Origin of the sequence: Streptomyces sp. NPDC005402, assembly GCF_040606575.1 — a bacterium.
GTDB lineage: Bacteria > Actinomycetota > Actinomycetes > Streptomycetales > Streptomycetaceae > Streptomyces.
The window spans coordinates 178,125-203,972 of sequence record NZ_JBEXFB010000014.1; the positions used below are offsets into that span (position 1 = coordinate 178,125).

23 protein-coding genes and 1 tRNA gene are annotated in these 25,848 nt (G+C 71.4%); 9 read left to right on the forward strand and 15 right to left on the reverse strand.

Annotated features, from left to right (window positions below; all coding sequences use genetic code 11):
• Positions 1–23 precede the first annotated feature (23 nt).
• From ABZT02_RS26775 to ABZT02_RS26795, 5 genes are all read right to left on the reverse strand, one after another.
• Positions 24–1,496 (reverse strand): penicillin-binding protein 2, encoded by a 1,473-nt coding sequence (locus ABZT02_RS26775; protein ID WP_356021540.1) that lies wholly within the window; start codon positions 1,494–1,496, stop codon positions 24–26.
• Entirely contained in the window at positions 1,493–2,947 is a 1,455-nt protein-coding gene (locus tag ABZT02_RS26780) for an FtsW/RodA/SpoVE family cell cycle protein (protein ID WP_356021542.1), read from the reverse strand. Before ABZT02_RS26780 ends, ABZT02_RS26775 begins: the two co-directional genes overlap by 4 nt.
• A gap of 27 nt (positions 2,948–2,974) precedes the next feature.
• Entirely contained in the window at positions 2,975–4,531 is a 1,557-nt protein-coding gene (locus tag ABZT02_RS26785) for a Stp1/IreP family PP2C-type Ser/Thr phosphatase (RefSeq protein WP_356021671.1), read from the reverse strand.
• 98 nt (positions 4,532–4,629) lie between these two features.
• Positions 4,630–5,142 carry an FHA domain-containing protein gene (locus ABZT02_RS26790; protein WP_356021544.1) on the reverse strand — a complete coding sequence of 171 codons (513 nt, stop codon included), beginning with the start codon at positions 5,140–5,142 and terminating at the stop codon, positions 4,630–4,632.
• 10 nt (positions 5,143–5,152) lie between these two features.
• Positions 5,153–6,040, reverse strand: coding sequence for a DUF3662 and FHA domain-containing protein (locus ABZT02_RS26795; protein ID WP_356021546.1), 888 nt, complete (start codon positions 6,038–6,040; stop codon positions 5,153–5,155).
• 489 nt (positions 6,041–6,529) lie between these two features.
• On the opposite strand from ABZT02_RS26795, the gene ABZT02_RS26800 reads away from it, so the two are divergent.
• Positions 6,530–6,616: transfer RNA gene (locus ABZT02_RS26800), tRNA-Leu, on the forward strand.
• A 119-nt stretch (positions 6,617–6,735) separates the two neighbouring features.
• On the opposite strand, the gene ABZT02_RS26805 is transcribed toward ABZT02_RS26800, so the two are convergent.
• Both ABZT02_RS26805 and ABZT02_RS26810 read right to left on the reverse strand, forming a co-directional pair.
• On the reverse strand, positions 6,736–9,225 hold the full coding sequence (locus tag ABZT02_RS26805; RefSeq protein ID WP_356021548.1) for an FtsX-like permease family protein: 2,490 nt from the start codon (positions 9,223–9,225) through the stop codon (positions 6,736–6,738).
• Complete coding sequence (locus ABZT02_RS26810) at positions 9,219–10,121, reverse strand: ABC transporter ATP-binding protein (protein WP_356021550.1); 903 nt, start codon at positions 10,119–10,121, stop codon at positions 9,219–9,221. Before ABZT02_RS26810 ends, ABZT02_RS26805 begins: the two co-directional genes overlap by 7 nt.
• A 243-nt stretch (positions 10,122–10,364) precedes the next feature.
• Between ABZT02_RS26810 and ABZT02_RS26815 the strand changes: the two genes are divergently transcribed.
• The 5 genes from ABZT02_RS26815 (at position 10,365) to ABZT02_RS26835 (ending at position 15,442) form a co-directional block, all read left to right on the forward strand.
• Positions 10,365–11,672: a sensor domain-containing protein gene (locus tag ABZT02_RS26815; protein WP_356021673.1), complete on the forward strand. Its 1,308-nt coding sequence runs from the start codon at positions 10,365–10,367 to the stop codon at positions 11,670–11,672.
• Positions 11,672–12,304 (forward strand): response regulator transcription factor, encoded by a 633-nt coding sequence (locus ABZT02_RS26820; RefSeq protein ID WP_356021552.1) that lies wholly within the window; start codon positions 11,672–11,674, stop codon positions 12,302–12,304. The genes ABZT02_RS26815 and ABZT02_RS26820 overlap by 1 nt, the downstream gene beginning before the upstream one ends.
• A 297-nt stretch (positions 12,305–12,601) precedes the next feature.
• On the forward strand, positions 12,602–14,029 hold the full coding sequence (locus ABZT02_RS26825; RefSeq protein WP_356021675.1) for a DUF2252 domain-containing protein: 1,428 nt from the start codon (positions 12,602–12,604) through the stop codon (positions 14,027–14,029).
• Positions 14,030–14,234: 205 nt separating this feature from the next.
• Positions 14,235–15,050 carry a J domain-containing protein gene (locus ABZT02_RS26830; protein ID WP_356021554.1) on the forward strand — a complete coding sequence of 272 codons (816 nt, stop codon included), beginning with the start codon at positions 14,235–14,237 and terminating at the stop codon, positions 15,048–15,050.
• 62 nt (positions 15,051–15,112) lie between these two features.
• The gene (locus ABZT02_RS26835) at positions 15,113–15,442 is read left to right on the forward strand and encodes a rhodanese-like domain-containing protein (protein ID WP_356021677.1); all 330 of its coding nucleotides are present in this window, start codon (positions 15,113–15,115) and stop codon (positions 15,440–15,442) included.
• A gap of 59 nt (positions 15,443–15,501) precedes the next feature.
• Here the strand turns inward: ABZT02_RS26835 and ABZT02_RS26840 are convergent, their stop codons facing one another.
• From ABZT02_RS26840 to paaA, 7 genes are all read right to left on the reverse strand, one after another.
• The gene (locus ABZT02_RS26840) at positions 15,502–15,684 is read right to left on the reverse strand and encodes a hypothetical protein (RefSeq protein WP_356021556.1); all 183 of its coding nucleotides are present in this window, start codon (positions 15,682–15,684) and stop codon (positions 15,502–15,504) included.
• A gap of 71 nt (positions 15,685–15,755) precedes the next feature.
• Complete coding sequence (locus tag ABZT02_RS26845; protein ID WP_356021558.1) at positions 15,756–16,898, reverse strand: acyl-CoA dehydrogenase family protein; 1,143 nt, start codon at positions 16,896–16,898, stop codon at positions 15,756–15,758.
• Between the two features lie 100 nt (positions 16,899–16,998).
• On the reverse strand, positions 16,999–18,054 hold the full coding sequence (locus ABZT02_RS26850; protein WP_356021560.1) for a 2Fe-2S iron-sulfur cluster-binding protein: 1,056 nt from the start codon (positions 18,052–18,054) through the stop codon (positions 16,999–17,001).
• Positions 18,054–18,581: a 1,2-phenylacetyl-CoA epoxidase subunit PaaD gene (paaD, locus tag ABZT02_RS26855; protein ID WP_356021562.1), complete on the reverse strand. Its 528-nt coding sequence runs from the start codon at positions 18,579–18,581 to the stop codon at positions 18,054–18,056. Before paaD ends, ABZT02_RS26850 begins: the two co-directional genes overlap by 1 nt.
• Entirely contained in the window at positions 18,575–19,324 is a 750-nt protein-coding gene (gene paaC / locus ABZT02_RS26860) for a 1,2-phenylacetyl-CoA epoxidase subunit PaaC (protein WP_356021564.1), read from the reverse strand. Before paaC ends, paaD begins: the two co-directional genes overlap by 7 nt.
• Entirely contained in the window at positions 19,321–19,608 is a 288-nt protein-coding gene (gene paaB / locus ABZT02_RS26865) for a 1,2-phenylacetyl-CoA epoxidase subunit PaaB (RefSeq protein WP_073944895.1), read from the reverse strand. The genes paaC and paaB overlap by 4 nt, the downstream gene beginning before the upstream one ends.
• Positions 19,605–20,630, reverse strand: coding sequence for a 1,2-phenylacetyl-CoA epoxidase subunit PaaA (gene paaA, locus ABZT02_RS26870; protein WP_356021567.1), 1,026 nt, complete (start codon positions 20,628–20,630; stop codon positions 19,605–19,607). Before paaA ends, paaB begins: the two co-directional genes overlap by 4 nt.
• Before the next feature lie 311 nt (positions 20,631–20,941).
• Here paaA and ABZT02_RS26875 point away from each other — a divergent pair, with 311 nt between their 5' ends.
• Genes ABZT02_RS26875 through ABZT02_RS26885 form a run of 3 tightly spaced genes read left to right on the forward strand, consistent with a single transcriptional unit; the run spans position 20,942 to position 24,086 of the window.
• Positions 20,942–21,952, forward strand: coding sequence for a DUF5819 family protein (locus tag ABZT02_RS26875; RefSeq protein WP_356021569.1), 1,011 nt, complete (start codon positions 20,942–20,944; stop codon positions 21,950–21,952).
• A complete protein-coding gene (locus tag ABZT02_RS26880; protein ID WP_356021571.1) occupies positions 21,949–23,343 on the forward strand; it encodes an HTTM domain-containing protein in 1,395 nt (464 codons plus the stop codon). The genes ABZT02_RS26875 and ABZT02_RS26880 overlap by 4 nt, the downstream gene beginning before the upstream one ends.
• On the forward strand, positions 23,340–24,086 hold the full coding sequence (locus ABZT02_RS26885) for a TrmH family RNA methyltransferase (protein WP_356021573.1): 747 nt from the start codon (positions 23,340–23,342) through the stop codon (positions 24,084–24,086). The genes ABZT02_RS26880 and ABZT02_RS26885 overlap by 4 nt, the downstream gene beginning before the upstream one ends.
• Here the strand turns inward: ABZT02_RS26885 and paaN are convergent.
• Positions 24,083–25,774, reverse strand: a complete 1,692-nt coding sequence (gene paaN, locus ABZT02_RS26890; RefSeq protein ID WP_356021575.1) for a phenylacetic acid degradation protein PaaN — start codon at positions 25,772–25,774, stop codon at positions 24,083–24,085. The genes ABZT02_RS26885 and paaN overlap by 4 nt on opposite strands.
• Positions 25,775–25,848: the final 74 nt, after the last annotated feature.

Consider the following 25,848-nt stretch of genomic DNA (forward strand, 5'->3'; position numbering starts at 1 on the left):
ATGTGGAGGTGACGTGAGCGGGGTCACTTCTTGGAGTCGATGACCGCCTCCATGACGCTCTTGGCGATGGGCGCCGCGAGACCGCTGCCGGAGATGTTCTCGCGGACCGCGTTGTCGTCCTGGACGACCACGGCGACGGCGACCGGTGCGCTGTCGCCGACCTTGGCGTACGAGATGAACCAGGCGTACGGGTTCTTGCTGTTGTTCTCGCCGTGCTGTGCGGTACCGGTCTTGCCGCCGACGGTGACGCCGTCGATCTGCGCGGTGGTGCCGGTGCCCTTCTGGACGACGGTCTCCATCATCGACTGGAGGATCTGGGCGTTCTCCGGGGACAGCGGTTCGCTCAGCTTCTCCGGTTCGGTCTTCTCGAGGGTGTCCACGTTGGGGGCCTGGAGGGAGTCGACCATGTACGGCTTCATCAGGGTGCCGTTGTTGGCGACGGCGGAGGCGACCATGGCCATCTGGAGGGGGGTCGCGGCGGTGTTGTACTGGCCGATCGAGGACAGCGCGGTCTGCGACTTGTTCATGTCGTCGGAGAAGACCGACGCGCTGGAGCGGACCGGCGTGAACTGCTCCTCGGTGAAGCCGAACTTCTTGGCCTCTTCGAGCATCTTCTCGTTGTCGAGGTCGGAGCCGATCTTGCCGAAGACGGTGTTGCAGGAGTACTGGAGGGCGACCCGCATGGTGGCGTTCTTGCAGGGGATGTTGCCCTCGTTCTTCAGCGGGGTCGTGGTGCCCGGCATGGTCCACGGCAGCGGCGAGTCGGTCTTCTCGTCGGCCGACTTGTACAGGCCGTTCTCGAGGGCTGCGGCCGCGGTGACGACCTTGAAGGTCGAGCCGGGCGGGTAGACCTCGCGCAGCGCCCGGTTGAGCGAGGGGTCGTCGGGGTTGTTCTTCTTGTCGATCTTCTTCCAGGCCTCGGCGTCGGAGTCGCTGCCGCCGGCGATCGTGGAGGGGTCGTACGACGGGTACGAGGCCAGCGCCAGGATCTTGCCCGTGGAGGGCTCGATGGCGGCGACCGCGCCCTTGCCGCCCTGCTTCTTCAGGCCGTCGTAGGCGGCCTTCTGTGCGGCGGCGTTGAGGGTGGTGACGACGTTGCCGCCCTCCTTCGGCTTGCCGGTGAGCATGTCGAGGGTGTTGCGGAAGAAGAGCCGGTCGTCGGTGCCGGTGAGGATGCCGTCCTCGATGGACTCCAGCTGGGTGGCGCCGTAGGCCTGCGAGACGAAGCCGGTGACCGGCGCCCACATCGCGCCGTCCTTGTAGGTGCGCTTGTACTTGAAGTCGCCCGACGTGGTCTCGGCGTGCCCGGTGATGGCCTTGCCGTCGACGATGATGTCGCCGCGGGGCGTGGCATACCGCGCGATGAGCACGCGGCGGTTGTCCGGGTCCTCCCGGAGGCTGTCCGCCTTGACGTACTGGAGCCAGTTGTCGCGGATGAGCAGGGCCAGGACCAGGAGGCCGCAGAAGATCGCGATCCGGCGCAGGGGCTTGTTCATGACGGGCGGACCACCTGGGTCATCTCGGCGTCGGGGCTGGGGGCGGGAGCGGGCGCCGGGCGGCGTGCGGTGTCGCTGATTCTGATCAGGATGCCGATCAGGGCCCAGTTGGCGATGACGGAGGAACCGCCGTACGCGAGGAAGGGCATCGTCATACCGGTCAGGGGGATCAGGCCCATCACACCGCCGGCCACCACGAAGACCTGGAGCGCGAAGGCGCCGGACAGGCCGATGGCGAGGAGCTTGCCGAAGGGGTCGCGGGCGGCGAGGGCGGTGCGGACGCCGCGTTCCACGATCAGCCCGTAGATCAGCAGGATCGCCATGAGGCCGGCCAGGCCCAGTTCCTCGCCGAAGGTGGCGAGGATGAAGTCGGAGTTGGCGGCGAAGCGGATCAGCTCGGAGTGGCCCTGTCCCCAGCCGGTGCCGAGGGTGCCGCCGGAGCCGAAGGCCCACAGTGCCTGCATGGCCTGTTCGGAGTGGACCATGCCGTCGCCGTTCGGGTTGCGGCTCAGCGTGTACTCGCGCATCGGGTCGAGCCAGGCCTGGACACGGGTCTGGACGTGCGGCTCGAAGCTGGCCACGCCGACGGCGCCGGCCGCGGACATCAGCAGACCGAAGACGATCCAGCTGGTCCGCTCGGTGGCGACGTACAGCATGATGATGAACATTCCGAAGAACAGCAGCGAGGTACCGAGGTCGGTCTCGAACACCAGGATGAGGATCGACATCATCCAGACGACGATGATCGGTCCGAGGTCGCGGCCGCGCGGCAGGTACAGGCCCATGAAGCGGCGGCTGGCGAGGGCGAGCGCGTCCCGTTTGACCATGAGGTAGCCGGCGAAGAAGATCGCCAGGACGATCTTGGCGAACTCTCCGGGCTGGATGGTGAAGCTGCCGACCTGGATCCAGATCTTGGCGCCGTAGGTGATGTTGGCGCCGAGGCCGGGGACCAGCGGGAGGAGCAGCAGGACCAGGGCGCCGACCATGGAGATGTAGGTGTAGCGCTGCAGGACCCGGTGGTCCTTGAGGAAGACCAGGACGACGGCGAACAGGGCGATGCCCATCGCCGTGTAGATGAGCTGGTTGGTGGCCTTGCCGCCGGCGACGTGGAGCTGCTGGAGCAGTTTGGACTGGTCCAGCCGCCAGATCGCGACGAGGCCGAGGCCGTTGAGCAGGGTGGCCAGCGGCAGCATCAGCGGGTCCGCGTAGGGCGCGAACTTGCGGACGACGAGGTGGGCGACGCCGGCCAGCAGGCCGAGGCCCAGGCCGTAGCTCAGCAGCCCGGCGGGGACCTGGTCGTCGATGGCGAGGCCCACGTTGGCGTAGGCGAAGACCGGGATGAGGACGGCGAACACCAGCAGCGCCAGCTCGGTGTTGCGGCGGCTCGGTGCGCCGATCGCGCCGATCGTGGACGTGTGGTGCGTCGACGTGTTCGAAGTACTGCTGCTCATCGTGTGACAGGGCCTCTCACGGCTTGCCTACTGCGTACCGCAGTTCCCGACGACCTGCTTCTCCTCGTCCGAGAGGGTGGGGCCGGGGGTGGGAGTGGGCGTCGGGGATGCGGAAGCGCTCGGGGACGGGGAGGACGTGCTCGTCGGGGTCGGTGTGGCCTTGGACGCGAGGGAGGACTGCGTGGTTCCCGTGGTGCCGCCGGCCTGGCCCTCGCCCGTCTTGGAGTTCTTCTTGCCCTCCGTGGCCTGCGCCTCGGCCTGCTTCTTGCACGCGGAGGCCTGGACCCCCAGTTCGTCGATCTTCTTCTGGGCCGTCTTCAGGCCGCCCTCGGCGATGGTGCCCTCGACCGACTTCTGCTGGTAGGGCGGCAGGTACTTGAGTTCGATCTCGGGGTGGTCCTTGGACACCTTCGAGAGCGAGACCCACGCCAGGTCCTGGCTGATGCCCCGGTACAGCGCCACGTGCTCGCCGTTGACGCCGACGTAGTACTGGGTCTGCGTCCAGCGCCAGCCGCCGTAGAGGCCACCGCCGATGACGGCGAGCGCGAGGACCGAGTAGAACGATCTCTTCAGCCACTTGCGGCCCGTGCGGGGCTTGACGAAGTCGTCGTCGGAGTAGTCGCCGAAGCTGCCCGCGGGGGTGTAGCCGGTGGTGTCGGAGGAGCCGTACTCGCCGCCTCCGCCCTGCCCGTGGCCCTGGCGGCCGAGTCCGGAGGCGCGGCCCGCGGGGGTCTGCATGATGCCGGGGTCGTGCAGGTGGCCCTGGTTCTCGGCGACCGCGCCGACCACGACCGGGGTGTCGGAGAGCTGCCCGGCGAGGGTGTCCCCGGTGTCCAGGTCGAGGACGTCGGCGATGATGACCGTGATGTTGTCGGGGCCGCCGCCGCGCAGCGCGAGCTGGATGAGCTCCTGCACGGTCTCCTGGGGGCCCTGGTAGCTGGCGAGGGTGTCCTCGAGCGTCTGGTGCGAGACGACGCCGGAGAGGCCGTCGGAGCAGATCAGGTAGCGGTCGCCGGCGCGGACCTCGCGGATGGAGAGGTCGGGCTCGACGTGTTCTCCGCTGCCCAACGCCCGCATCAGCAGGGAGCGTTGGGGGTGGGTGGTGGCCTCTTCCTCGGTGATGCGGCCCTCGTCGACCAGGCGTTGCACCCAGGTGTGGTCCTGGGTGATCTGGGTGAGGACGCCGTCGCGCAGCAGGTAGGCGCGTGAGTCGCCGACGTGCACGAGGCCCAGGCGCTGGCCCGTCCACAGCAGGGCGGTCAGGGTGGTGCCCATGCCTTCGAGCTGGGGGTCGTCCTCGACCATGGAGCGCAGCTGGTCGTTGGCGCGCTGGACGGCCACGCCGAGGGAGGTGAGGACGTCGGAGCCGGGGACGTCGTCGTCGAGGGCGACGATGGTGGAGATGGCCTCGGAGGAGGCGACCTCGCCGGCGGCGGCGCCGCCCATGCCGTCGGCGATGGCGAGCAGGCGGGGCCCGGCGTATCCGGAGTCCTCGTTGCCCTCCCGGATCATGCCTTTGTGCGATCCGGCGGCGAAGCGCAGTGACAGACTCATGCGCACCTCGCCCGTCGGCTCCGGGTACATCCGCACGGTGCCCACCCTCCGGTCGGGAGCGCGCCGGGGCCCGGGGTGGGGGCCCACGCCGCGTGCTCGCTCCGCTCGCGCCTATTCATGATGTAGCACTACTTCCGCAGCTCGATGACGGTCTTGCCGATGCGGATCGGCGCGCCCAGCGGAATCGGTGTCGGGGTCGTCAGCCGCGTTCGGTCGAGATACGTGCCGTTGGTGGAGCCCAGGTCCTCGACGATCCACTGGCCGTCACGGTCCGGGTAGATCCTGGCATGGCGGCTGGAGGCGTAGTCGTCGTCCAGCACGATGGTGCTGTCGTGCGCCCGGCCCAGCGAGATGGTCTGCCCCTGGAGCGCGACGGTGGTGCCGGTGAGGGTTCCCTCGGACACGACGAGCTTGGTGGGGGCGTTACGGCGCTGGCGGCCGCCGGCCGCCGGTTGCTGGCGCTGCTGCGGGGGCGCCTGCCGCTGGGCCTGCTGGGCCCGGCCGGCTTCCCGGCGCGAGCCGCGCTGGGTGACGCGCGTACCGAACAGGTCGCTGCGGATGACCTGCACGGCCACGATCACGAACAGCCACAGTACGGCCAGGAAACCCAGCCGCATGACCGTCAGGGTCAGCTCTGACATTGCCCCCGCTTCACCCTTCGGCTTGCCGGTAAATGATGGTGGTACTGCCCACGACGATCCGCGAGCCGTCGCGGAGCGTAGCGCGGGTGGTGTGCTGCCCGTCCACCACGATGCCGTTGGTGGACCCGAGATCCTGGATCGTCGAGGGCGTTCCGGTCCGGATCTCACAGTGCCGGCGCGAGACGCCGGGGTCGTCGATCCGCACGTCGGCTTCGGTGCTGCGGCCCAGCACCAGCGTGGCGCGGGAGATCTGATGGCGGGTGCCGTTGATCTCGATCCAGTGGCGGGTACGGGAGCCCGGCGCGGGCGCGCCGACCGGGCCGCCGGCGCCTGGGCGCTGGGCCTGGGCCGGCTGCGGATAGCCGTAGCCGCCGGGGGCGCCACGGCCGGGAGGCGGGGCGGCCGGCATGGGCGGGGCGCCCGCCGGAGCGGCCGGCGGGTAGCCGTAGCCGGCTCCCGCGCCGGGTGCCGGTGCGCCGGGCCGGCCGGCCGGGGCCGCGGTTCCGGGAGCCTGCTGGTTGGTGGAGGAAGCGAGCGTACGGCTGCGCACCCGGTACAGACCGGTGTCGAGGTCGTCCGCCTTCTCCAGGTTGACCTTGATCGGGCCCATGAAGGTGTAGCGCTGCTGCTTGGCGTAGTCGCTCACCATGCCGGCGAGTTCGTCGCCGAGCTGGCCCGAGTAGGGGCTGAGCCGCTCGAAGTCCGGCGTGCTCAGCTCCACGATGAAGTCATTGGGTACGACCGTGCGGTCGCGGTTCCAGATGGTCGCGTTGTTGTCGCACTCCCGCTGGAGCGCTCCCGCGATCTCCACGGGCTGGACCTCGGACTTGAACACCTTGGCGAAGGTGCCGTTGACCAGACCTTCGAGACGCTGCTCGAACTTCTTCAGGACTCCCATGAGGCACCTCCTCCGTCCTTGCCGTCCTGGGTACTGCGCCGGCTGCTGCTTACCTGGTACTGCTCACTGATCGTATCCACGCGCCGGTGAATCGGCTGGTTCCCCCTGTCGGCACGGTCGACGGGTGTCGACGCCTCCGAAAGTTCCCTGTGGAGCTCCACTTCGAACTCCGCTGTCGAACTCCTCTGTCAAGGATCGTAGAGGCGGCCGCAGACCAGTGTCCCGCACCTGACTGTGGACCCCTACCTGTCCTGGGGAGACGGGTGCTACCGGTACGAGGTTGATACGTGAACCAGCACAAGTTGATACGTGCGCCGACGCGGGGTGAAACGTGGCCGGTGGCACCCCGGTGCGGGGGCCGCTTCCGAAGCCGCTGGTGGGCGGCTGCCCCCGGATATGGGATGTGAACCCACCCTCTTCAGCGTGCTAATGTTCTGCGTGTCGGAAGGCGCCGGACCGCAAGGCGAGGGGCCCGAGGACACACCCAATGCGCGGGTGGCGGAATAGGCAGACGCGCTGGATTCAGGTTCCAGTGCCCGAAAGGGCGTGGGGGTTCAACTCCCCCCTCGCGCACCACCACTGGAAGCCCCTCAGGTCCTGGACCTGAGGGGCTTCTTGTTGCCCCTGCGCGGGGGCCGGGACGGTGGCAGGTGCGCGGGCACGGTGGTGGCACGGCTCACGCTGTGAGGTCTCTCTCACTCCCTCGTGGCGGCCGGTTCCAGGGCTCCGCGACGCATGGCCCAGGCGGCCGGGGCGACGGAGAACACCACGGCGAGGACCGCGCAGACTCCGGTGACCGCGCCGAGCTCCGGCCAGGGGACTCGCATCCGCGCGTGCACTGACAGCAGGGCCAGCGCACCCTGCATCCCGGCCAGGTTCAACCCGGTGACCAGAAGCCCGAGCACGCCGCCCACCGCCACGACTGTCAGCGCCTCGGCGCCGACCAGCCGCAACACTTGCCGGCGGGTGGCCCCGGCGAGGCGGAGCACGGCCAGGTCGCGCATCCGGTCCGAGGTGGCCATGACCATCGTGTTGGCCAGGGAGATCCCGGTGTAGAGCAGGGCGATGCCGAGGACCAGCACCAGGCCGTACCGGGTGGTCCGGTCGGTCCCGGGGTGACTCGCCCGCAGCCACTCGTCCCTGGTCAGGACGTGTCCGCCCGCCTCGCGCAGAGCACCTGCCACCACAGCGGGGTCGGCACCGGCGGCGAGGGTGACGTCCACGCGGTCGACAGGGGAGCCGGGGGCGTTGGCCGGGGTGACGTAGACACCGTTGTCGCCGGTGCCGGTCGTCATCACCGCGGCGATCCGCAGCGACTTCCGGGTGCCGTCGCCGAGCCACACGTCCACGTTCTGCCCGACGGTGTGCCGTTCCCACTCCTCGTTGACGATGATCGACCCGTCGTCGAGGTCGCTCACCTTCCCGGCGGCCAGGGGGAGATCGGCGGTCGCGGCGAGCGGTGCGGCCTCGGCGGCGCGCGCCTCGGATTTGATGAGGGCCACGCCGTCCTCCAGGACGAAGACGGTGCTCGACGAGGTCGCGGAGGCTGTGGTGCCGGGGATCGTGCGGAGCCGCTGAAGTGTCCGAGTGTCGAAGCCGGGTTCGTCGGCAGGGCGTTCGCCCTCGGCTGGGCCGAAGTGGCCGGTGGGGACGACAACGAAGTCGGCCGTTAGCCGCTCGCGTACCTCGCTGGCCCTGGCCTCGTTCAGTGTGGCGGTCGCGCCCAGCAGCGAGCCCGTGAGGGCGACCGTGACGAGGACGGGCGCCGCCACGGCTGCCGTACGGCGGACTTGCGCGGCGGCGTTCTCCCGCACCAGCATGCCGCCCGCGCCCGGCAGTTGGGCCGGCAGCCAGGCGAGCAGCCGGGTCAGCGGACGCACCAGGACCGGCGCGAGCAGCGCGACCGCGGTGATCAGCAGCAGCGGACGGCTGACGTAGGTCTTGCGGTGCAGCAACTCACCCGGGTCGGTGACCAGGGCCAGAGCCGGTGTGACCGCGGCGGTCAGCAGCAGGCCGGCCCCGAACAGCAGGCGGCCCCATGTCAGCGTCCTGGTATCCACGGAGGCCTCGCGCAGCGCTTGGGCGGCCCCGGTGCGGCCCGCCCGCCAGGAAGCGGCGATCACACCGGACAGCGCGACGAGCAGGCCCGTCCAGAAGGCCATGTGGTACGGCCACTTGGAGTCGCCGATGGTGAACCAACTCGGTGCGAGGCCGACGTCGACCACCCGGTCGGCGAGGTGCGGGGCAGCGTAGGCGCCGAGCACGCAGCCGGTGGCCGAGGCGAGGACGCCGACCAGCAGTGCTTCCGTGCACACCGTCCGGCGGATCTGGCCGGGAGTGGCTCCCGCGGTGCGCAGCAGGCCGAACTCGCGGCGCCGCTGTGCGACCGCGAAGGCGAAGGTGGACGCCACGACGAACACCGACACGAAGGCGGTGACTCCGCCGGCGGTGCCGAACAGGGCGTTCATCGCGGTGAGCGCCTCCTGGTCGCGGTCCGGGTCGGGGTCGGCGAGACGGCGGGCGCTGCCGGTGAGGACGTCGACGGACTCGCCTTTTACTGCTTCTCGTACGTCTCGCGCGTCTGCCTTCACCACGAGTCGCGTGCTCTTCGGGGACAACTCGGCGGTGCGGGCGTCGGTGTAGAAGACGGCGGTCTCGAAGCTTCGGGAGGGGACGGTGCCTACGACTCGTACGGTGCCGTGGTCGGTGCGCAGTCGGTTGCCGGGATGGACCCAGTCACCGGTGACGACCACTTCGTCCGCGGTGCGGGGTGCGCGGCCTTCGGTGATCTCGTACGGGGCGAAGGCGGCGATGGACCAGGGGTGGCCGACGAGATCGCGGGGGCCGCCCTCGGCGCGTACCGGGAAGGAGCGGTCCGGGGTGACCGTGCCGAGCCTTTGCAACTTGGCCACGGTGGTCTCGGGCACCGCACGGGGGTGGGCGAGCGTGCGTGTTTCACGTGAAACATGGGCGCCGATCGTGGTCGGCACGGTCAGGGTGGTCTGGCCCTGGACGACGACTGGTGCGGTGGCGAACCGCTCGGGCTGTCTCTCCGGCGCGTTCAGCGAGGAGGCGAGGGTCAGGCCCATCACGGCTAGCAGGGCGACGCCGAGGGAGAGGGCGATGAAGGTGCCCAGGAAGGTGGACCAGCGGGTGCGGAGGGTGTGGAGGGCGATGGTCAGCACGACTGGCCCTCCGGGCGGGGAGTGGTGGTGAACGCGGGGCGGGGTGTGGGAGGGGTGGTGGGCGGAGCCGGGGCTGTGGGAGGGGTGGTCGGCCGGGGCGGTGGGGTGCGAAGGGTGGTCGGCTGGGGTGGTGGGGTGGCCTCCAGTTCGGCCAGGTGTGTGGCGATGTGGTTCGGACCGGCTCCGACGAGCTCGCCGTTGACCCGGCCGTCGACGAGGAAGACCACGCGGTCGGCATAGGACGCGGCCACGGGGTCGTGGGTGACCATGACGACCGTCTGGCCTTCGCGGTCGACCATGGTCCGCAGCAGGGTCAGTACCTCGCGGCCGGTCTGTGAGTCCAGGGCGCCGGTCGGTTCGTCGCCGAAGAGGACCTCGGGGCGGGTGACCAGGGCACGGGCCAGTGCGACGCGCTGCTGCTGGCCGCCGGACAGCTCGGTCGGCCGATGCCGGGCGCGCTCGGCGAGGCCGACCTGCTGGAGCACCTCACGGATCCGCACCCTCGGAACGCGTCGGCCGGACAGCCTGAGCGGCAGGGCGACGTTCTGCTCGGCGGTCAGTGAGGGCAGCAGGTTGAACGCCTGGAAGACGAACCCGACGCGCTCACGCCGCAGCAGGGTCAGCTTGGTCTCGCTGAGCGTCGTGAGCTCGGTGCCGCGCAGGGTGACCGAGCCCGAGGTCGGCCGGTCCAGGCCCGCGGCGCACTGCAGCAAAGTCGACTTGCCGGAGCCGGAGGGGCCCATGACGGCGGTGAAGGTGCTGCGGGGGAAGGCGAGGGTGACGTCGTGGAGCGCGGTCACGGTGGTGTCGTCGGGTGAGGCACGTCTGCTGGCCCTGCTGTGCGTCCTGCCATATGTCCTGGTGACGGATCGCAGGCTGATGGCGTCGGTCGTCATGGGCCCCCCACTCCTCCGGTCGGACCGTGTCGTCCCGTCCGGTGTCGTTTCGGCCGATGTGGTCTCGGCCGGTGTCTTCGGTGGCTCCACGAAACCGTTCGCAGGTGCTCGGGCGCAGTGCGGCGGGACCGAGACCTGGGGTAGGGCCGGCCATACCCCCACTCCTCCGTCCTGGCCCATGGCCCGGCCCCGCGCCGCGCTTCTACGGTGATCCGCATGCATCCTCGGAATGTGTGGCAGGCCATGTCCCGGCGGGGTTTCCTGGTGTCGGCGTGGCCCTGGCGCTCGGTCGGTTATCTGCTGAGCGGTGCGGTGGCGGGCGTGGTCGCGCTGGTGGGGATCGTGACGCTGGCGGTGGTCGGCGGGGCACTCACCGTCGTACTCGTCGGACTGCCGCTGCTCGTCATGCTGGCGCTGTCCGGCGTCGTGGTCGGCCGGGTGGAACGGCAGCGCCTGCGCCTGGTCGACGCGGATCCCGTACCCGATCCGCACCGGGCGCCCGCCGCCACCGGCCGGTGGGCCTGGCTGACGACGCGGCTGAAGGAACAGGCGACCTGGCGTGAACTCGGGTACACCCTGCTCTTCGCCGGCCTGCTCTGGCCGGTCGACGCCCTCGCGGTCACCGTCGCTCTGCTCTTTCCGGTATCCATGGCCGCCACTCCGCTGCTGATGGCCACGGCCGGAGACGGCCAGGAGGCGAAGGTGCTCAAGCAGTGGACGGTCGCCACGTGGCCGACGGCCCTCGGGGTCGCCGTACTGGGGCTGCTGCTCCTGGCGGCGGGTCTGTACGCGCTGGGGGTCGTGGCGGGTGCCCGGGCCGGGCTGACGCGGTCGCTGATCGCCTCCCGCGACGGCGAGCTGGACGCCAGGGTGGTCGAACTGAGCCGTTCGCGACTGCGGTTGGTGGACGCCTTCGAGGCGGAGCGCAGGCGCATCGAACGTGATCTGCACGACGGTGCCCAACAGCGCCTGGTCGCCCTGACGATGACCCTCGGCCTGGCCCGTCTCGACGCCCCGCCCGGACCGCTCGCCGACCAGCTCGCCAAGGCCCACGACGAGGCGGGCAGGGCCCTGGCCGAACTGCGCGAGCTCATTCAGGGCATTCACCCCAAGGTCCTCGCGGACTACGGCCTGGTCGCCGCCGTCGCCGACGCCGCGGACCGCTCCGTCGTCCCGGTCGACGTCGACCTTTCGGTACCGGGGCGGCTGGATCAGGCGGTCGAGGCGGCCGCCTACTTCGTGGTCTGCGAGGCCCTCGCCAACGTCGCCAAGCACAGTGGCGCGGGCCGGGCCGAGGTCCGCGGCGGCCACTCCCGCGGACGGCTGCTGCTGGAGGTGCGGGACGACGGCCGCGGCGGCGCGGACGCCTCGGCGGGCAGCGGGCTGACCGGACTCGCCGACCGGGTGTCGGTCCTGGATGGGACACTCTCCCTGTCCAGTCCGCCGGGCGGTCCGACCCTGTTGCGTGTGGAGTTCCCTTGCGAGGTGACCGAGTTGGCCGAGGCGTGCGGGACGAACGGGGTGGCGGCGGACGGCGACCGCTCCGGGTAGTGCTCGCCGAGGACAGCGTGCTGCTGCGCGAGGGACTCATCGGCCTGCTCGGCCGGTGCGGCCACGAGGTCGTGGGGGCCGTCGGCGACGCCGAGGAACTGCTTGCCGCGGTCGAGGAACACAGCCCCGACATCGTCGTGACGGACGTCCGTATGCCGCCCGGCTTCCAGGACGAGGGGCTGCACGCGGCGGTCCGCCTGCGGGAGGGGCGCCCCGGCCTGCCGGTGCTGGTCCTGAGCCAGTACGTGCAGCGGACGTACGCCTCCGAACTCCTCGACTCCGGAGACGGCACGGGCATCGGCTATCTGCTCAAGGACCGGGTCGGCCAGGTCGAGCAGTTCGTCAACGCCCTGTGCGAGGTCGCGGACGGCGGCACGGTCGTGGACCCCGAAGTCGTACGGCAGTTGTTGCGCCGTCGCCGCGATCCACTGGAGCGGCTCACCCCGCGCGAGCGTGAGGTCCTCGCACTGATCGCCGAGGGGAAGTCCAACGGGGCGATCGCGCGCGAACTGGTGGTGTCCGAGGCCGCGGTCGGAAAGCACATCGGCGGCATCCTGACGAAGCTGGACCTGCCTCCGGCGGAGGAGACACATCGGCGGGTGCTGGCGGTGCTTGCGTATTTGCGGGCGTGAGGGACGCCGGGGGCGTGAGGGACGCCCGGGGTGGGAGGGGTGGGAGGGGTGCGCGGACCGGATCCAGGCTGTGGGGGGCGACGGGCGCGTAGGGCCGTGCCGTAGGGCCGCGGCATTCACCCGGGTTTTCCACAGCTGTGGAGTTGTCCACAGGGTCTGACGTGTTTCGGCCGGTGGTTGTACGGTCTGCACGAGTTGATGTTCTTGCGAGTCACGGGGGAGGCGGTCGGTGTGACCGATGCCGGTGCGGAGGCGAAGGTCGGGACGCAGGCCGGCGACGGGGCCGGGGTGCGGGAGATGGCGGTCTCGGCTGCGTCGGCCGAAGCGACCGCGGACTCGGCCCGGCGGCGCCCCCGAGTGCGCGGCTTCGCCCAGTGGCCCCTCGAAGGCTCGCCCAAGAAGGAGGGCAAGGCCCTGCGGGAGAGCGTCCCGCGCAGTGCCCATGCGGCGCTCGACCTCGACATCTCCCGCCCCGGCGCGGTCGAGGCGGTCGAGGAGTCGAGCCGGGGCCGTATCCCCGAGCTCACGCCGATCCGGGTGGGCCGGATGGCCGCCACGCCGTTCGCCTTCCTGCGCGGCGCGGCGGGCCTCATGGCGTACGACCTGGCCCGCACCCCCATGACCAGGATCCGCGCCCAGATCTGCGGCGACGCGCACGCGGCGAACTTCGGCCTGTACGGCGACGCCCGCGGCGACCTGGTCATCGACCTGAACGACTTCGACGAGACGGTGTACGGCCCCTGGGAGTGGGACCTCAAGCGGCTCGCCGCCTCCCTGGTCCTCGCGGGCCGGGAGATCGGCGCCGACGAGGACACCTGCCGCGCGGCGGCGCACGGGGCCGTGGGGGCGTACCGGCGCACCATGCGGCTGATGGCCAAGCTCCCGGTGCTGGACGCGTGGAACGCGATTGCGGACGAGGAACTCGTCTCCCACACCGACGCCCACGACCTGGTCGGCACGCTGGAGCGGGTCTCGGAGAAGGCGCGGGCCAACACCAGCGGGCGCTTCGCGGCGAGGTCGACGGAGCTGACGGAGGACGGCGGCCGGCGCTTCGTGGACGCCGCGCCGGTGCTGCGCCGGGTGCCCGACGAGGAGGCCGCGGCAGTGGCCGCGTCCCTGGAGCACTACCTGACCACGCTCTCCGAGGACCGCCTCCCGCTGCTGGCCCGCCACGCGGTGCACGACGTGGCGTTCCGCGTCGTCGGCACGGGCAGCGTGGGCACACGCTCCTACGTGGTCCTGCTGCTCGACCACCGCGGCGAACCGCTGGTCCTGCAGGTCAAGGAGGCCCGGCCCTCGGCCCTCCTGCCGCACCTGGTCACCGCGGGCTTCGACGCCCCGTCGGTCGACCACGAGGGCCGCCGGGTGGTCCTCGGTCAGAAGCGGATGCAGGTCGTCAGCGACATCCTGCTGGGCTGGACGACCGTCGAGGGCCGTCCCTTCCAGGTCCGCCAGTTCCGCAACCGCAAGGGCAGCGTCGACCCGGCCGCCCTCTCCGCCGACCAGATAGACGACTACGGCCGTATGACCGGCGCCCTCCTGGCCCGCGCCCACTCGCACAGCGCCGACCCCCGCCTCATCTCCGGCTACTGCGGCAAGAACGACGAACTCGACGAGGCCATCGCCACCTTCGCCGTCACCTACGCCGACCGCACGGAGGCGGACCACGGGGAGCTGGTGGCGGGAATCCGGGCGGGAAGGGTGGCGGCGGAGACGGGTGTGTGAGGAGGCCGGGGCATCGTGACGGTCGGGCCGCACCGACGCCCGAGGGGCGCGAGGCTGTATCAGTCTCCGGCTCCGCCGCGTGGGCGCGACCAGCCATGACGACCAGACACGACACCACCCCTTCCCGCTCGACGAGCCGACCCGACAACCCGGCCCTGCACCCCGGATGGCGCCTGCCTTGGGCCGACCCGGTTAGGCTGTCCGGATGACGTCCCCGGAAGCCGACCCCCACGGCACAGCCGCCGCAGGCACCGCGCGGCTGGAGCAGGCCGTGCGGGCCGCCGAGCAGGCGCTCATCGAGTACGAGATCGCGGTGGAGACCTTCCGCATCGAGGTGGAGAACTTCTCCCGCCTGCACCACCAGAAGCTCGGCCCCATGTACACCCGCCTCGACGAGCTGGACGCGCAGATCGCGGAGATCCGGGCCGCCCGCAGCGGCGACCCCGAGGATCTGCGCAAGGCGGACGAGGCCCGCGCCCGCGTGCTGCCGATGCCCGGCGTCGAGGAGCTGTTCCACGGCTGGATGGACGGGGAGGGCCTGTTCCCTGAGGCCGCCTCGATGCTCACCGACCAGCCGGTGCGGCCTCCGCAGCGGGTGCGTCCCAGCGACGAGGCCCGCAAGCTCTACCGTGAGCTCGCCCGCAAGGCCCACCCGGACCTCGCCCAGGACGACACCGAGCGGGCCCGGCGCGAGGAGTTCATCACCCGGGTCAACGCGGCCTACTCACGCGGCGACGAGCCTCTCCTGCGGGAACTGGCCGAGGAGTGGGCCGCCGGTCCCAAGCCGCCGGAGCAGGGCCCCACCCCCAGCGAGGAGCTCTACGCCCGCCTCGAATGGCTCTCCCGGCGCAAGGAACTGCTGTCGGTGGTCGCGCGGGAGCTGGAGGAGGGCGCGATCGGCTCGATGCTCCGGATGGCACCGGACGACCCGGACCGCCTCCTGGAGGAGATCGCCGAGAAGCTCCTGGCCGACGTCTCCGCGCGCGAGGCGGAGCTGACGGAGCTGCTCGCGCAGGAGTGACCGTGACCGGCCGCGTCCTCAGGGCGTCAGGTAGCGTCGGCCCCATGAATTTCGGTGCTGGTGTGCCCACGGTCCAGGTCACTGACCTCAAGGACGGCGATTTCCTGCTGGACGTCCGCGAGGACGACGAGTGGCAGGCGGGCCACGCCGAAGGGGCGTTGCACATCCCCATCAGTGAGTTCGTGGCCCGCTACGGCGAGCTGACCGAGGCCGCCCCGCAGGACGGCCGCGTCAATGTGATCTGCCGGTCCGGCGGCCGTTCCGCCCAGGTCACGATGTACCTGGCCCAGCAGGGCATCGACGCCGTGAACGTCGACGGCGGCATGCAGCAGTGGGCCGAGGCGGGCCGCCCCGTGGTGACCGACGACGGCCGACCGGGCTTCGTGCTCTAGCTTCGCCAGGCCCCCGGCGGCCGCGGGCAGTTTCCCGGGCCGTCCCGGGCGGAGGGTGCTCAGTCGTCTCCGGCGCTCGGGTTCCGGTCATAACGGCTCGCGCGGCGGGCCAGATCGCCTGCCGCGAGGGTCGCCGAGGACACCGCGCGCGTCCAGCGCGGGCCGCCCCGGGCCGCCCACCAGACGCAGACACATCCCCCGACGGTGAGCACGAGGATGCCGGACAGGGCGAGCACCATCATGCTCAGCCTCCTTCTGGTGGCGCGGTTCCGTCACCCTCTCAGTCGCCGATCAAGGGCCCCGCGGTTTCGCCTCACCCCAGGGGATGCGCCGCCAGCAGATCCCCCAACGCCTCCTCGTGCGCCGCCGCCGGACCGAGCGACAGCTCCAGATGCTTGGCCCACGCGTGGTACCGGTGCAGGGGGTAGTCGATGTCGGCGCCGAACCCGCCGTGCAGATGCTGTGCCGTCTGCACCACCCGCCGTACCCCCTCCGATGCCCAGATCTTCGCCACGGCGACATCCCCCGCGACCGGCAGCGCTCCCCGCGCTCCCGTGGCGGTCCGCCACGCCGCCTGCCACAGCGTGACCTCCATCGCGCGCAGGTCGATATAACGGTCGGCGGCCTGCACGGCGACGGCCTGGAAGGTGGCGACCGGGAACCCGAACTGCTCCCGCTTGCTGGTGTATTCACTGCTCATCCGCAGCACCCGCTCACCCAGCCCGAGCGCCAGCGCACAGGTTCCCGTGGTCAGCAGGTCCCGCAGCCACTCCCACGCCCCCTCGACGTCGATCACGTCCCGCGCGGCGATGCGCACCGACTCCAGCCGCAGCTCGCCCAACCGCTCCCCGCTGGTGGAGAACTGCTCGCCGAGCGCGACCCCGTCACGGACCCGGGCCACCAGCGCGAGGACGGTCCGGCCCGCGGCCGTGTGCGCCGGTACGACGACGAAGTCCGCGTCGTACGCCCACGGCACCGCGGTCTGCACCCCGTCCAGGATCCAGTCGGCACCCTCCCCCTCCTCCTGCCGTGCGGTGACGGCGAGTTCGGCGGGGTCGTGCCCGGTGCGGCCGCTCGCGGCGACGGTCAGCACGACCTCCCCGCGCCCGGCCCGCTCCAGCAGATCGCCCTTCAACTCCGGCCCGGCGTAAGCCTGTACCGCCGCCATGGCCGCGCTGCTCTCCAGCAGTGGCACCCGCGCCAGCACCTTCGCCGACTCACGCAGCACCAGGCACAGCGCGACCGCGTCCAGGCCGGCCCCGCCGTACTCCTGCGCCAGCAGCAGGCTCAGCAGGTCCGCGTCGGCGAGCCTGGCCCACAGCGCGCGGTCGAACTCGTCGGCCACGGCACCCGTGGTCAGCGCAGGAGAGGGCACCGCGTCCGGCGCGACGTCGGCGAACACCCCCCGCGCCGCTTCCGCCGCCGCCTGCTGCTCCTCGCTGAAGGTGAAGTCCACGGTTTCTGTCCTTCCGACGGGTCGGCAGCTCGGCTCAGCTGATCTGACGGTCCGTCAAGATAGAACAGGTTCTAGAAGAAGGGAACGGGCTCCTGCCGGCCTACCTGTCGAAGTCCAGCTCCACCTTCTCCGTCACCGGATGCGACTGGCACGCCAGCACATAGCCCGCCTGCGTCTCCTCCGGCTCCAGCGCGAAGTTGCGGTCCATGCGCACCTCGCCGGAGACCAGGAAGGCCCGGCAGGTCCCGCACACCCCGCCCTTGCAGGCGTAGGGCGCGTCGGATCGGTTGCGCAGCACCGTCTCCAGCAGCGACTCCCCGTCCTGGACGGGCCAGCTGCCGCCGCGTCCGTCGAGCCGGGCGGTCACCGTGCTGTGCGCGGGCGCGGGGACCTTCGGAGCGGGGGCCGCCGCGTCCACATGGAAGATCTCCTCGTGGATCCGGGTACGGGCGACCCCCAGCTCCCGCAAGGCCTTCTCCGCACCCTGCACCAGTCCGAACGGTCCGCACAGGAACCATCCCGCCACCCGGTCCACCGGCAGCAGCGCCGGCAGCAGCCCGGTCAGCCGCTCCCGGTCGAGCCGCCCGGACGGCAGCCCCGCCTGCTGCTCCTCCCGGGAGAGCACCGTGACCAGCTGGAACCGCTCGGGATGGCGGTCCTTCAGGTCGGCGACCTCCTCCAGGAACATCGTCGAGGCGGAGGTACGGTCGCTGCGGATCAGACAGAACCGGGCCGCAGGCTCGCGCGCCAGCAGCGTGGCCACGATCGACAGCACCGGGGTGATGCCACTACCGCCGACGATCGCCGCGTACAGACCGGGCGCCGGGTCGAGGGTGAACCGGCCCGCCGGCGTCATCACCTCCAGCTCGTCACCGACGTTGATCTCCTTGAGCGCGTAGGTCGAGAAGGCGCCGCCCTCCACCAGCCGCACCCCGACCCGCAGCTCGCGTGGTCCCTCTCCGTCGGGTGCCGGGGAGCAGATCGAGTAGGTCCGGCGAATCTCCTTGCCGTCGGCCGTGCGGCGCAGGGCGAGATGCTGGCCCGCGGCGTGCCGGAACTCCTCGCGCAGCTCTGGCGGCACGGTGAGGGTCAGGGCCACGGAGTCGTCGGTGGGCCGGTCGACCGCGGCCACCGGGAGCGGGTGGAAGCGGGCCATCACAACTCCTTGAAGTGGTCGAACGGTTCACGGCAGTCCAGGCACCGTCGCAGCGCCTTGCAGGCGGTGGAGGAGAACCGGCTGAGCAGTTCGGTGTCCGCGGAACCGCAGTGCGGGCAGCGGACGGCTTCGACCGGGGCGTCGAGTGTCCGCGTCGGCCCGAGACCGACCGCGACCGGCCCGGATGCCGCCACGGCTCGGGGTGGCGCTATGCCGAACTCCCGCAGTTTGCGGCGCCCTTCGGCCGTGATGTCGTCGGTCGACCAGGCGGGCGCGAGCACGGTGCGGACAGTGACCTCCTGCACGCCGTGTTCGTGCAGCACCCGCTCTATGTCCACGGACATAGCCTCGATCGCCGGGCAGCCGGTGTACGTGGGCGTCAGTTCGACCTCGACGGAGTCCGCGTCCCGGACATGAACCGCGCGCAGCACGCCCAGCTCGCGCAGGGTGAGCACGGGCAGTTCGGGGTCGGGCACCGAACCGGCGAGCGCGAACAGCTCGGTCTCCAGCGGGGTGAGCGTCACCATGACGCCCCCGGGTGACTGCGGTGCAGGTGCTGCATCTCGGCGAGCATCCGCCCGAAGGACTCGGTGTGCAGGCCCTGCCGTCCCGCCCCGGCGGCCCACGCGCCCGTGCGCGCTCCTTCGGGGACGCTCAGGGTGGCCCGGCGCAGGACGTCCCCCACGGACGCGAGCCAGGCGGTCTCCATGCGCTCCCGGTCGACATCGACTCCCTCCACCGGCTGGAACATCTCGCCGGTGAACCGCCACAGCGCCTCGCACGCCCGCAGCGTCCGGGTGCGGCTCTCCTCGGTGCCGTCGCCGAGCCGCAGGGTCCACTGCTCGGCGTGGTCGCGGTGGTAGGCGACCTCCTTGACGGCTTTGGCGGCCAGCGGGGCGAACGGGCCGCCGCCCGCTGCCAGTTCGGCGTAGAGCAGGTGCTGGTAGGTGGAGAAGTAGAGCTGGCGGACGATGGTGTGGGCGAAGTCGCCGTTGGGCTGCTCCACCAGCTGGAGGTTGCGGAAGGCGCGCTCATCGCGCAGGTACGCCAGTTCGTCCTCGTCGCCGGCCATGGACAGCAGCAGCCGGGCCTGGCCGAGCAGGTCGAGGGCGATGTTGGCGAGGGCGACCTCCTCCTCCAGGACGGGGGCGTGGCCCGCCCACTCGCCGAGCCGGTGCGAGAGCACCAGGGCGTCGTCGCCCAGGGCCAGGGCGGCCGCCGTGGGAATCGGGGCGGGCGCGTGAGCAGCCGTTGCCTCGGGCGCGGTCACAGGTGCTTCACCCCCTCCGGGATCTCGTAGAAGGTCGGGTGCCGGTACGGCTTGTCGGCGGCCGGTTCGAAGAACGGGTCCTTCTCGTCGGGCGAGGAGGCCGTGATCGCGGACGAGGGCACGACCCAGATGGAGACGCCCTCGCCGCGCCGGGTGTACAGGTCGCGGGCGTTGCGCAGGGCGAGCTCGGCGTCCGGGGCGTGCAGGCTGCCGGCGTGGGTGTGGGAGAGGCCGCGGCGCGAGCGCACGAAGACCTCCCACAGGGGCCAGTCGGTGTTCGTCATGCGCGCGTCGCTCCTGTCTCGCCGGTGTGCTGTGCCGCCGTGTGCTTCGCCGCGTAGGCCGCGGCCGCCTCCCGCACCCAGGCGCCCTCGTCGTGCGCCCGTCGGCGCTGGGTGATGCGCTGTTCGTTGCACGGGCCGTTGCCCTTCAGGACCTCCCGGAACTCCGTCCAGTCGATCGGGCCGAAGTCGTGGTGCCCCCGCTCCTCGTTCCACCGCAGGTCCGGGTCGGGGAGCGTGAGGCCCAGGGACTCGGCCTGGGGGACGCAGATGTCGACGAAACGCTGGCGCAGCTCGTCGTTGGAATGGCGCTTGATCTTCCAGGCCATCGACTGCGCGGAGTGCGCGGACTCGTCGTCGGGCGGGCCGAACATCATCAGGGACGGCCACCACCAGCGGTCCACCGCGTCCTGGGCCATCGCGTGCTGCTCGGGTGTGCCGTTGCTCAGGGCCAGCAGCAGTTCGTAGCCCTGGCGCTGGTGGAAGGACTCCTCCTTGCAGATACGGACCATCGCGCGCGCGTACGGACCGTAGGAGCAGCGGCACAGCGGGACCTGGTTGGTGATCGCGGCGCCGTCCACCAGCCATCCGATCGCGCCGACGTCCGCCCAGGTCAGGGTCGGGTAGTTGAAGATCGAGGAGTACTTCTGGCGGCCGGAGTGGAGCTTGTCGAGGAGCTCGTCGCGGCCGGTGCCGAGGGTTTCCGCGGCGCTGTACAGGTAGAGGCCGTGCCCCGCCTCGTCCTGGACCTTGGCCATCAGGATGGCCTTGCGGCGCAGGGAGGGCGCGCGCGTGATCCAGTTCGCCTCCGGCTGCATGCCGATGATCTCGGAGTGGGCGTGCTGCGCGATCTGGCGGACCAGGGTCGCGCGGTAGGCGTCGGGCATCCAGTCGCGCGGCTCGATCCGCTCGTCGGCGGCCACCGCGGCGTCGAAGACGCTCTGGTACGCGGTGGTCTCGCCGACGGCGCCCTGAGCGCCGTACGCCTGTGTGCTCGCCATCTGATGCGCGGCTGCTGTCGCCATGAGGCCCCCTCGACCTGGGCTCCGCCGGAACCTGCTCCCGACCGATCGTTCGGTTCGTGCGATTCCATGGTGTGCCGGGCGCCGTAAGGTGTCAACCGCTGTGGAAAACCCACGGACAGCCTGTGGAAAACCCGGACCGGAGTGAGAACGGCCACGGCGGGGCCGGTCGGCAGGGGCTGTGCGCGGCGGCCGGGCCTGAGTACCGTGCCGTGCGAGCCACCGCGGCGAGGCGGGTGCGGGCGCCGACACCGGGCGCCGCCGCCCCCTCCGCCGGGTGGCGGTGGACGGACCGGAATCGGGAACGGGGCGGAATGGACGCGTACGACGGAGGCTCGGACGCCCGGCGAGGACCGGGCGCCGCGAGCGAGCCGGGCGGTGCCCCTGAGCCGGAGCGGCCGGAGGGGCCGGAGGGGCCCGATGGTCCCGGCGGTCCGGAGGGTCCGCGACGTCCAGGTGAGCCGGACGCGTCCACCGAGGCGCGGGAAGCGGCGGACCCCGCGCCGGATCGTGAGCCCGCCGACGCGCGGTCGGCCCCGCACGACGCGAACGCCGAGGCCGCTCGCACCCGCCCCACCGATACCCGCCCCGCCGACCTCGCCGCGATACGCCCGGCCGCCCCGTCCCCCGGCACCGCCCCCCACCGCGATCCCGCTCCCCATCACGATCCCGGCCCCCGTACCGGCGTGGCCGCCCTCTCCCTCCGCTATCAGATCGGGGTCGCCCTGGCGCTCGCCGTCGTGGCCGTCGCCGTCTGTGTGCACATCGGGATGGTGTTCCTGCACGTCGCGCCGCCGAACACGATGACCAAGCAGCACGGCAGGGCGGTCGACGACTGGGTCTACCCGGAGTTCGAGCAGAACTGGAAGCTCTTCGCGCCGAACCCCCTCCAGCAGAACATCGCGGTGCAGGTCCGGGCCCGGATACGGACCGCCGACGGTGGCAGCCGTACGACGGGCTGGTACGACCTGTCCGCCCAGGACGGCCGGGCCATCGACGGCAATCCGCTGCCCAGCCACACGCAGCAGAACGAGCTGCGCCGCTCCTGGGACCTCTTCGTCGCCACGCACGACGCCGACAACCGCCCGGTCGGCGTGCGCGGCACTCTGTCCGAGACCTATCTCCGCCGCATCGTGGTGCTGCGTCTGGAGCGCGACCACGCGACCGCGCGGGGCGACGTCCTCGTGAGCGTCCAGGTCCGTTCCAGGACCTCCAACGTGCCCCCGCCCGAGTGGAGCGAGGAGAGGGTGTCGGTGCAGCCGGCCTACCGCGAGCTGCCCTGGTGGGCCGTCACGGCGGACGACACCGAGGGGAGCGCCCGGTGAACCGATTCGCCCTGGCGGTGTCCACCGGCATCGCCCGCGTCACCGGGGCCGCCCTCGGCCCCTACCAGACCGCGATGATCCGTATCGGTTTCAGCGCGACCTGGCTGCTGTTCCTGCTGCGCGAGTTCCCGCACCGCCAGGAGTTGTACGGCCCGGACGGTCCGTGGAGCTGGAACCTCGCCGACCAGCTGATCTCGATCAACGGCGCGTTCACGGCCCTGCTGTGGTCGGACGGTCAGTTCTGGTTCGAGACGGTCTATGTGCTCGCCGCTGTGTCGAGCCTGCTGCTGCTGCTCGGCTGGCGCACCCGCGCGATGTCCGTGCTGTTCATGGTCGGCGTGCTCTCGCTCCAGAACCGCAGCATCTTCATGGGCGACGGCGGCGACAACGTCCTGCATCTGATGTGCGTCTACCTCGTCTTCACGCGCTGCGGCCAGGTCTGGTCGCTGGACGAGCGGCGGGCCCGGCGCACGCGGGAGGCACACGCGCGTGGAGAGCACGTCGTGGACCGCGTCGGCCCGGCCCTGTGGGGTGTCCTCGGGCTGGTGCTGGTGTCGGCGGCCTTCCTGGACAGGCTGAACGGCGACCCGTTCGTCCCGGCGCTCCTGTGGTCCCTGTGGCTGGCGCAGGCGCTGTGGTGGGCGGTCGGGCGGTTCACCCGGTCCGGGCAGTCGCGGATCATGCTCGACGTCGTCGCCGACATCGTCCACAACGGCGCCCTGCTCGTGATCATGGCCGAGGCCTGTCTCATCTACGCGACGGCGGGCTGGTACAAGATCCAGGGATCCCGCTGGCAGGACGGCACCGCCGTCTACTACCCCCTCCACCTGGAGTCCTTCTCGCCGTGGCCCGCCCTGGCCGACCTGCTGTCGGCGAACGGCGTGATGGTGATGCTGGTGACGTACGGGACGGTCGCCGTGCAGGTGGCCTTCCCGTTCACGCTGTTCAACCGGCGGGTCAAGAACGTCCTGCTGGCCGCGATGATCACCGAGCACGCGGTGATCGCGGTCGTCCTCGGACTGCCGTTCTTCTCGCTGGCGATGATCGCCGCCGACTCGGTCTTCCTGCCGACGTCGTTCCTCCGGCGACTCGGCGAGATGTCCGCACGCGCGCGTGGACGGCTGTGGACACGGTTGCGAGGCGGGGGCGGCCTGGGCGCGGGGCTGTCCGGGGAACGCAATCCCTCAGGACGACATGACTTCGAGGGGGAACGCGGTCCCCGGACAGGCGCGCCGAAGGTGCCGGGGCCCGCGATGACCGAGCACCCCGGCCCCGGCAGCCTCGCCGGCCCCGGTGACCCCCACCCTGGTCCTGGTAACTCCGGCCCCGGCACCCCCGACCCCGGCGACCCCGAGAACCCCGATCACCGCCACGTAGGCTTCCCCGCATGACCGGTCCCGATCCTGTGAGCCTGTGGCACCGGCTCGCCGACACCTCCGTGCTGCTCGACGGCTTCCACGCCCTCAAGCACGCCGTGCGCTTCGGGGCGGAAATCCCGGTGGCGGTCGCCGTCGACCGGGGCGCCGCGCTCGCCCTGGCCGAAGAGCTGGCGCCGGATGTACGCGACACCCTGGACGCGCTGCTGGCACAGGTCCCGGAGTCGGCGTACGCGTCCCTCGTGCCGCGTCCGCATCCCACGGCGGTCGCGGCCCTGGCCGTACGGCCGTCCCGGGCCGCCCATCTCGAGAAGCTGGCGCAGACACCCCGTACCGCCCCCGTGGTGGTCCTCGACAATCCGCGCAACCTCGGCAACGCCGGGGCCGTGATCCGGCTGGCGGCGGGTTTCGGGGCGACCGGTGTGGTCACCACGGGCACGCTCGACCCCTGGCATCCGACCGTCGTCCGCGGTGGGGCGGGCCTGCACTTCGCGACCGCGGTGGAGCGCCTGACGGTCGCCGAGCTGCCGCCCGGCCCGGTGTTCGCCCTGGACCCGGAGGGCGACGACATCCGGGGCGTGAAGCTCCCGGACGACGCCGTCCTGGCCTTCGGCTCGGAGCGCAGCGGGCTGTCGCCCGAGCTGCGCGCGCGTGCCGACCACCTGGTCGCTCTTCCGATGCGCCCCCAGGTCTCCAGCTACAACCTGGCGACCAGTGTGGCGATGACCCTCTACCACTGGAGTCTCGGCGGCTCCTAGGCCTCCCGGCGCACCTCGACCACCCGGAACCGGTTGGCGACGAACGCCCCGTCGCACAGCGCGGAGTTGGCCGCCGGGTTGCCCCCCGAGCCGTGGAAGTCGGAGAACGCGGCCGTCTGGTTGACGTACACCCCGCCGACGAGGTTCAGCGACAACTGTGCCGCCTCCTCCAGACAGACCTCCTGGACGGCCTGCTCGACCTCCTCGTCGGTGGTGTACGCGCCGACCGTCATCGCGCCCTTCTCGCGGATCGTGCGGCGCAGCAGCTCCACCGCGTCGGCCGCCGAGTCGACCGCGACGGCGAAGGACACGGGCCCGAAGCACTCACTCATGTAGGCGGCCTCGTCGTCCGGCTTGGCGCCGTCCAGCTTGACGACGACGGGTGTGCGCACGACCGCGCCCGGGAACTCCGCATTGGCGATCTCCCGCGAGGCCAGGGCGACTTCACCCAGCCCCGCCGCGGCCTCCAGACGCGCCTTCACGTCCGGGTTGACGATCGCGCCCAGCAGCGCGTTCGCGCGTGCGTCGTCACCGAGGAGGCCGTCGACCGCGCGGGCGATGTCGGAGACCACCTCGTCGAAGGTCTTGGGGCCCTCGTCGGTGCGGATGCCGTCCCGGGGGATCAGCAGGTTCTGCGGGGTCGTGCACATCTGGCCGCTGTACAGGGACAGGGAGAAGGCCAGGTTGGAGAGCATCCCCTTGTAGTCGCCGGCCGACTCCACGAGCACCGAGTTGACGCCGGCCTTCTCCGTGTAGACCTGCGCCTGGCGGGCGTTCGCCTCCAGCCAGTCGCCGAACTCCGTCGAGCCGGTGTAGTCGATGATCCGGATCTCGGGGCGCGTGGCCAGCGTCTTCGCGATGCCCTCACCGGGGCGCTCGGCGGCGAGCGCCACCAGGTTCGGGTCGAAGCCGGCCTCGCCCAGGACGCCCCGCGCCACCTGGACCGTGAGCGCCAGCGGCAGCACCGCGCGCGGGTGCGGCTTCACCAGGACCGCGTTGCCGGTGGCCAGGGAGGCGAACAGGCCCGGATAGCCGTTCCACGTCGGGAAGGTGTTGCAGCCGATGACCAGGCCGATCCCGCGCGGGACCGGCGTGAACTGCTTGGTGAGCGCGAGCGGGTCGCGCTTGCCCTGCGGCTTGGTCCACTCCGCGGTGTCGGGGGTGCGGACCTGCTCCACGTACGCGTACGCCACCGCCTCCAGGCCGCGGTCCTGCGCGTGCGGGCCGCCCGCCTGGAACGCCATCATGAACGCCTGGCCGCTGGTGTGCATGACCGCGTGCGCGAACTCGTGGGTGCGGTCGCTGATCCGCTTGAGGATCTCCAGACAGACCACCGCGCGGATCTCCGCGCCCGCGTCCCGCCACGCCTTCTGGCCCGCCTTCATCGCGGGCAGCAGCACGTCCACGTCCGCGTGCGGGTACTCGACGCCCAGCTCGATGCCGTACGGCGAGACCTCGCCGCCCACGAAGCCGTCCGTGCCGGGCTGGCCGAGGTCGAGGCGGGTGCCCAGGAGGGCGTCGAAGGCGGCCTTGCCGGCCGCCATGTCCAGGCTGCCGTGCTCGCCGTAGGCCTTGGGGTGCTCCGGGTGCGGGGACCAGTACGCGCGGGTGCGGATCGCTTCGAGCGCCTGGTCGAGGGTGGGCCGGTGCGCGGCGATCAGCTGGTGGGCGGAAAGTTCGGCGGCCATGCGGGACCAACTCCTCGTCTTTCGAACTCTTCGTCGAGCTCATGACCTGGGCAGAAATATGGGCAGGAACAGTC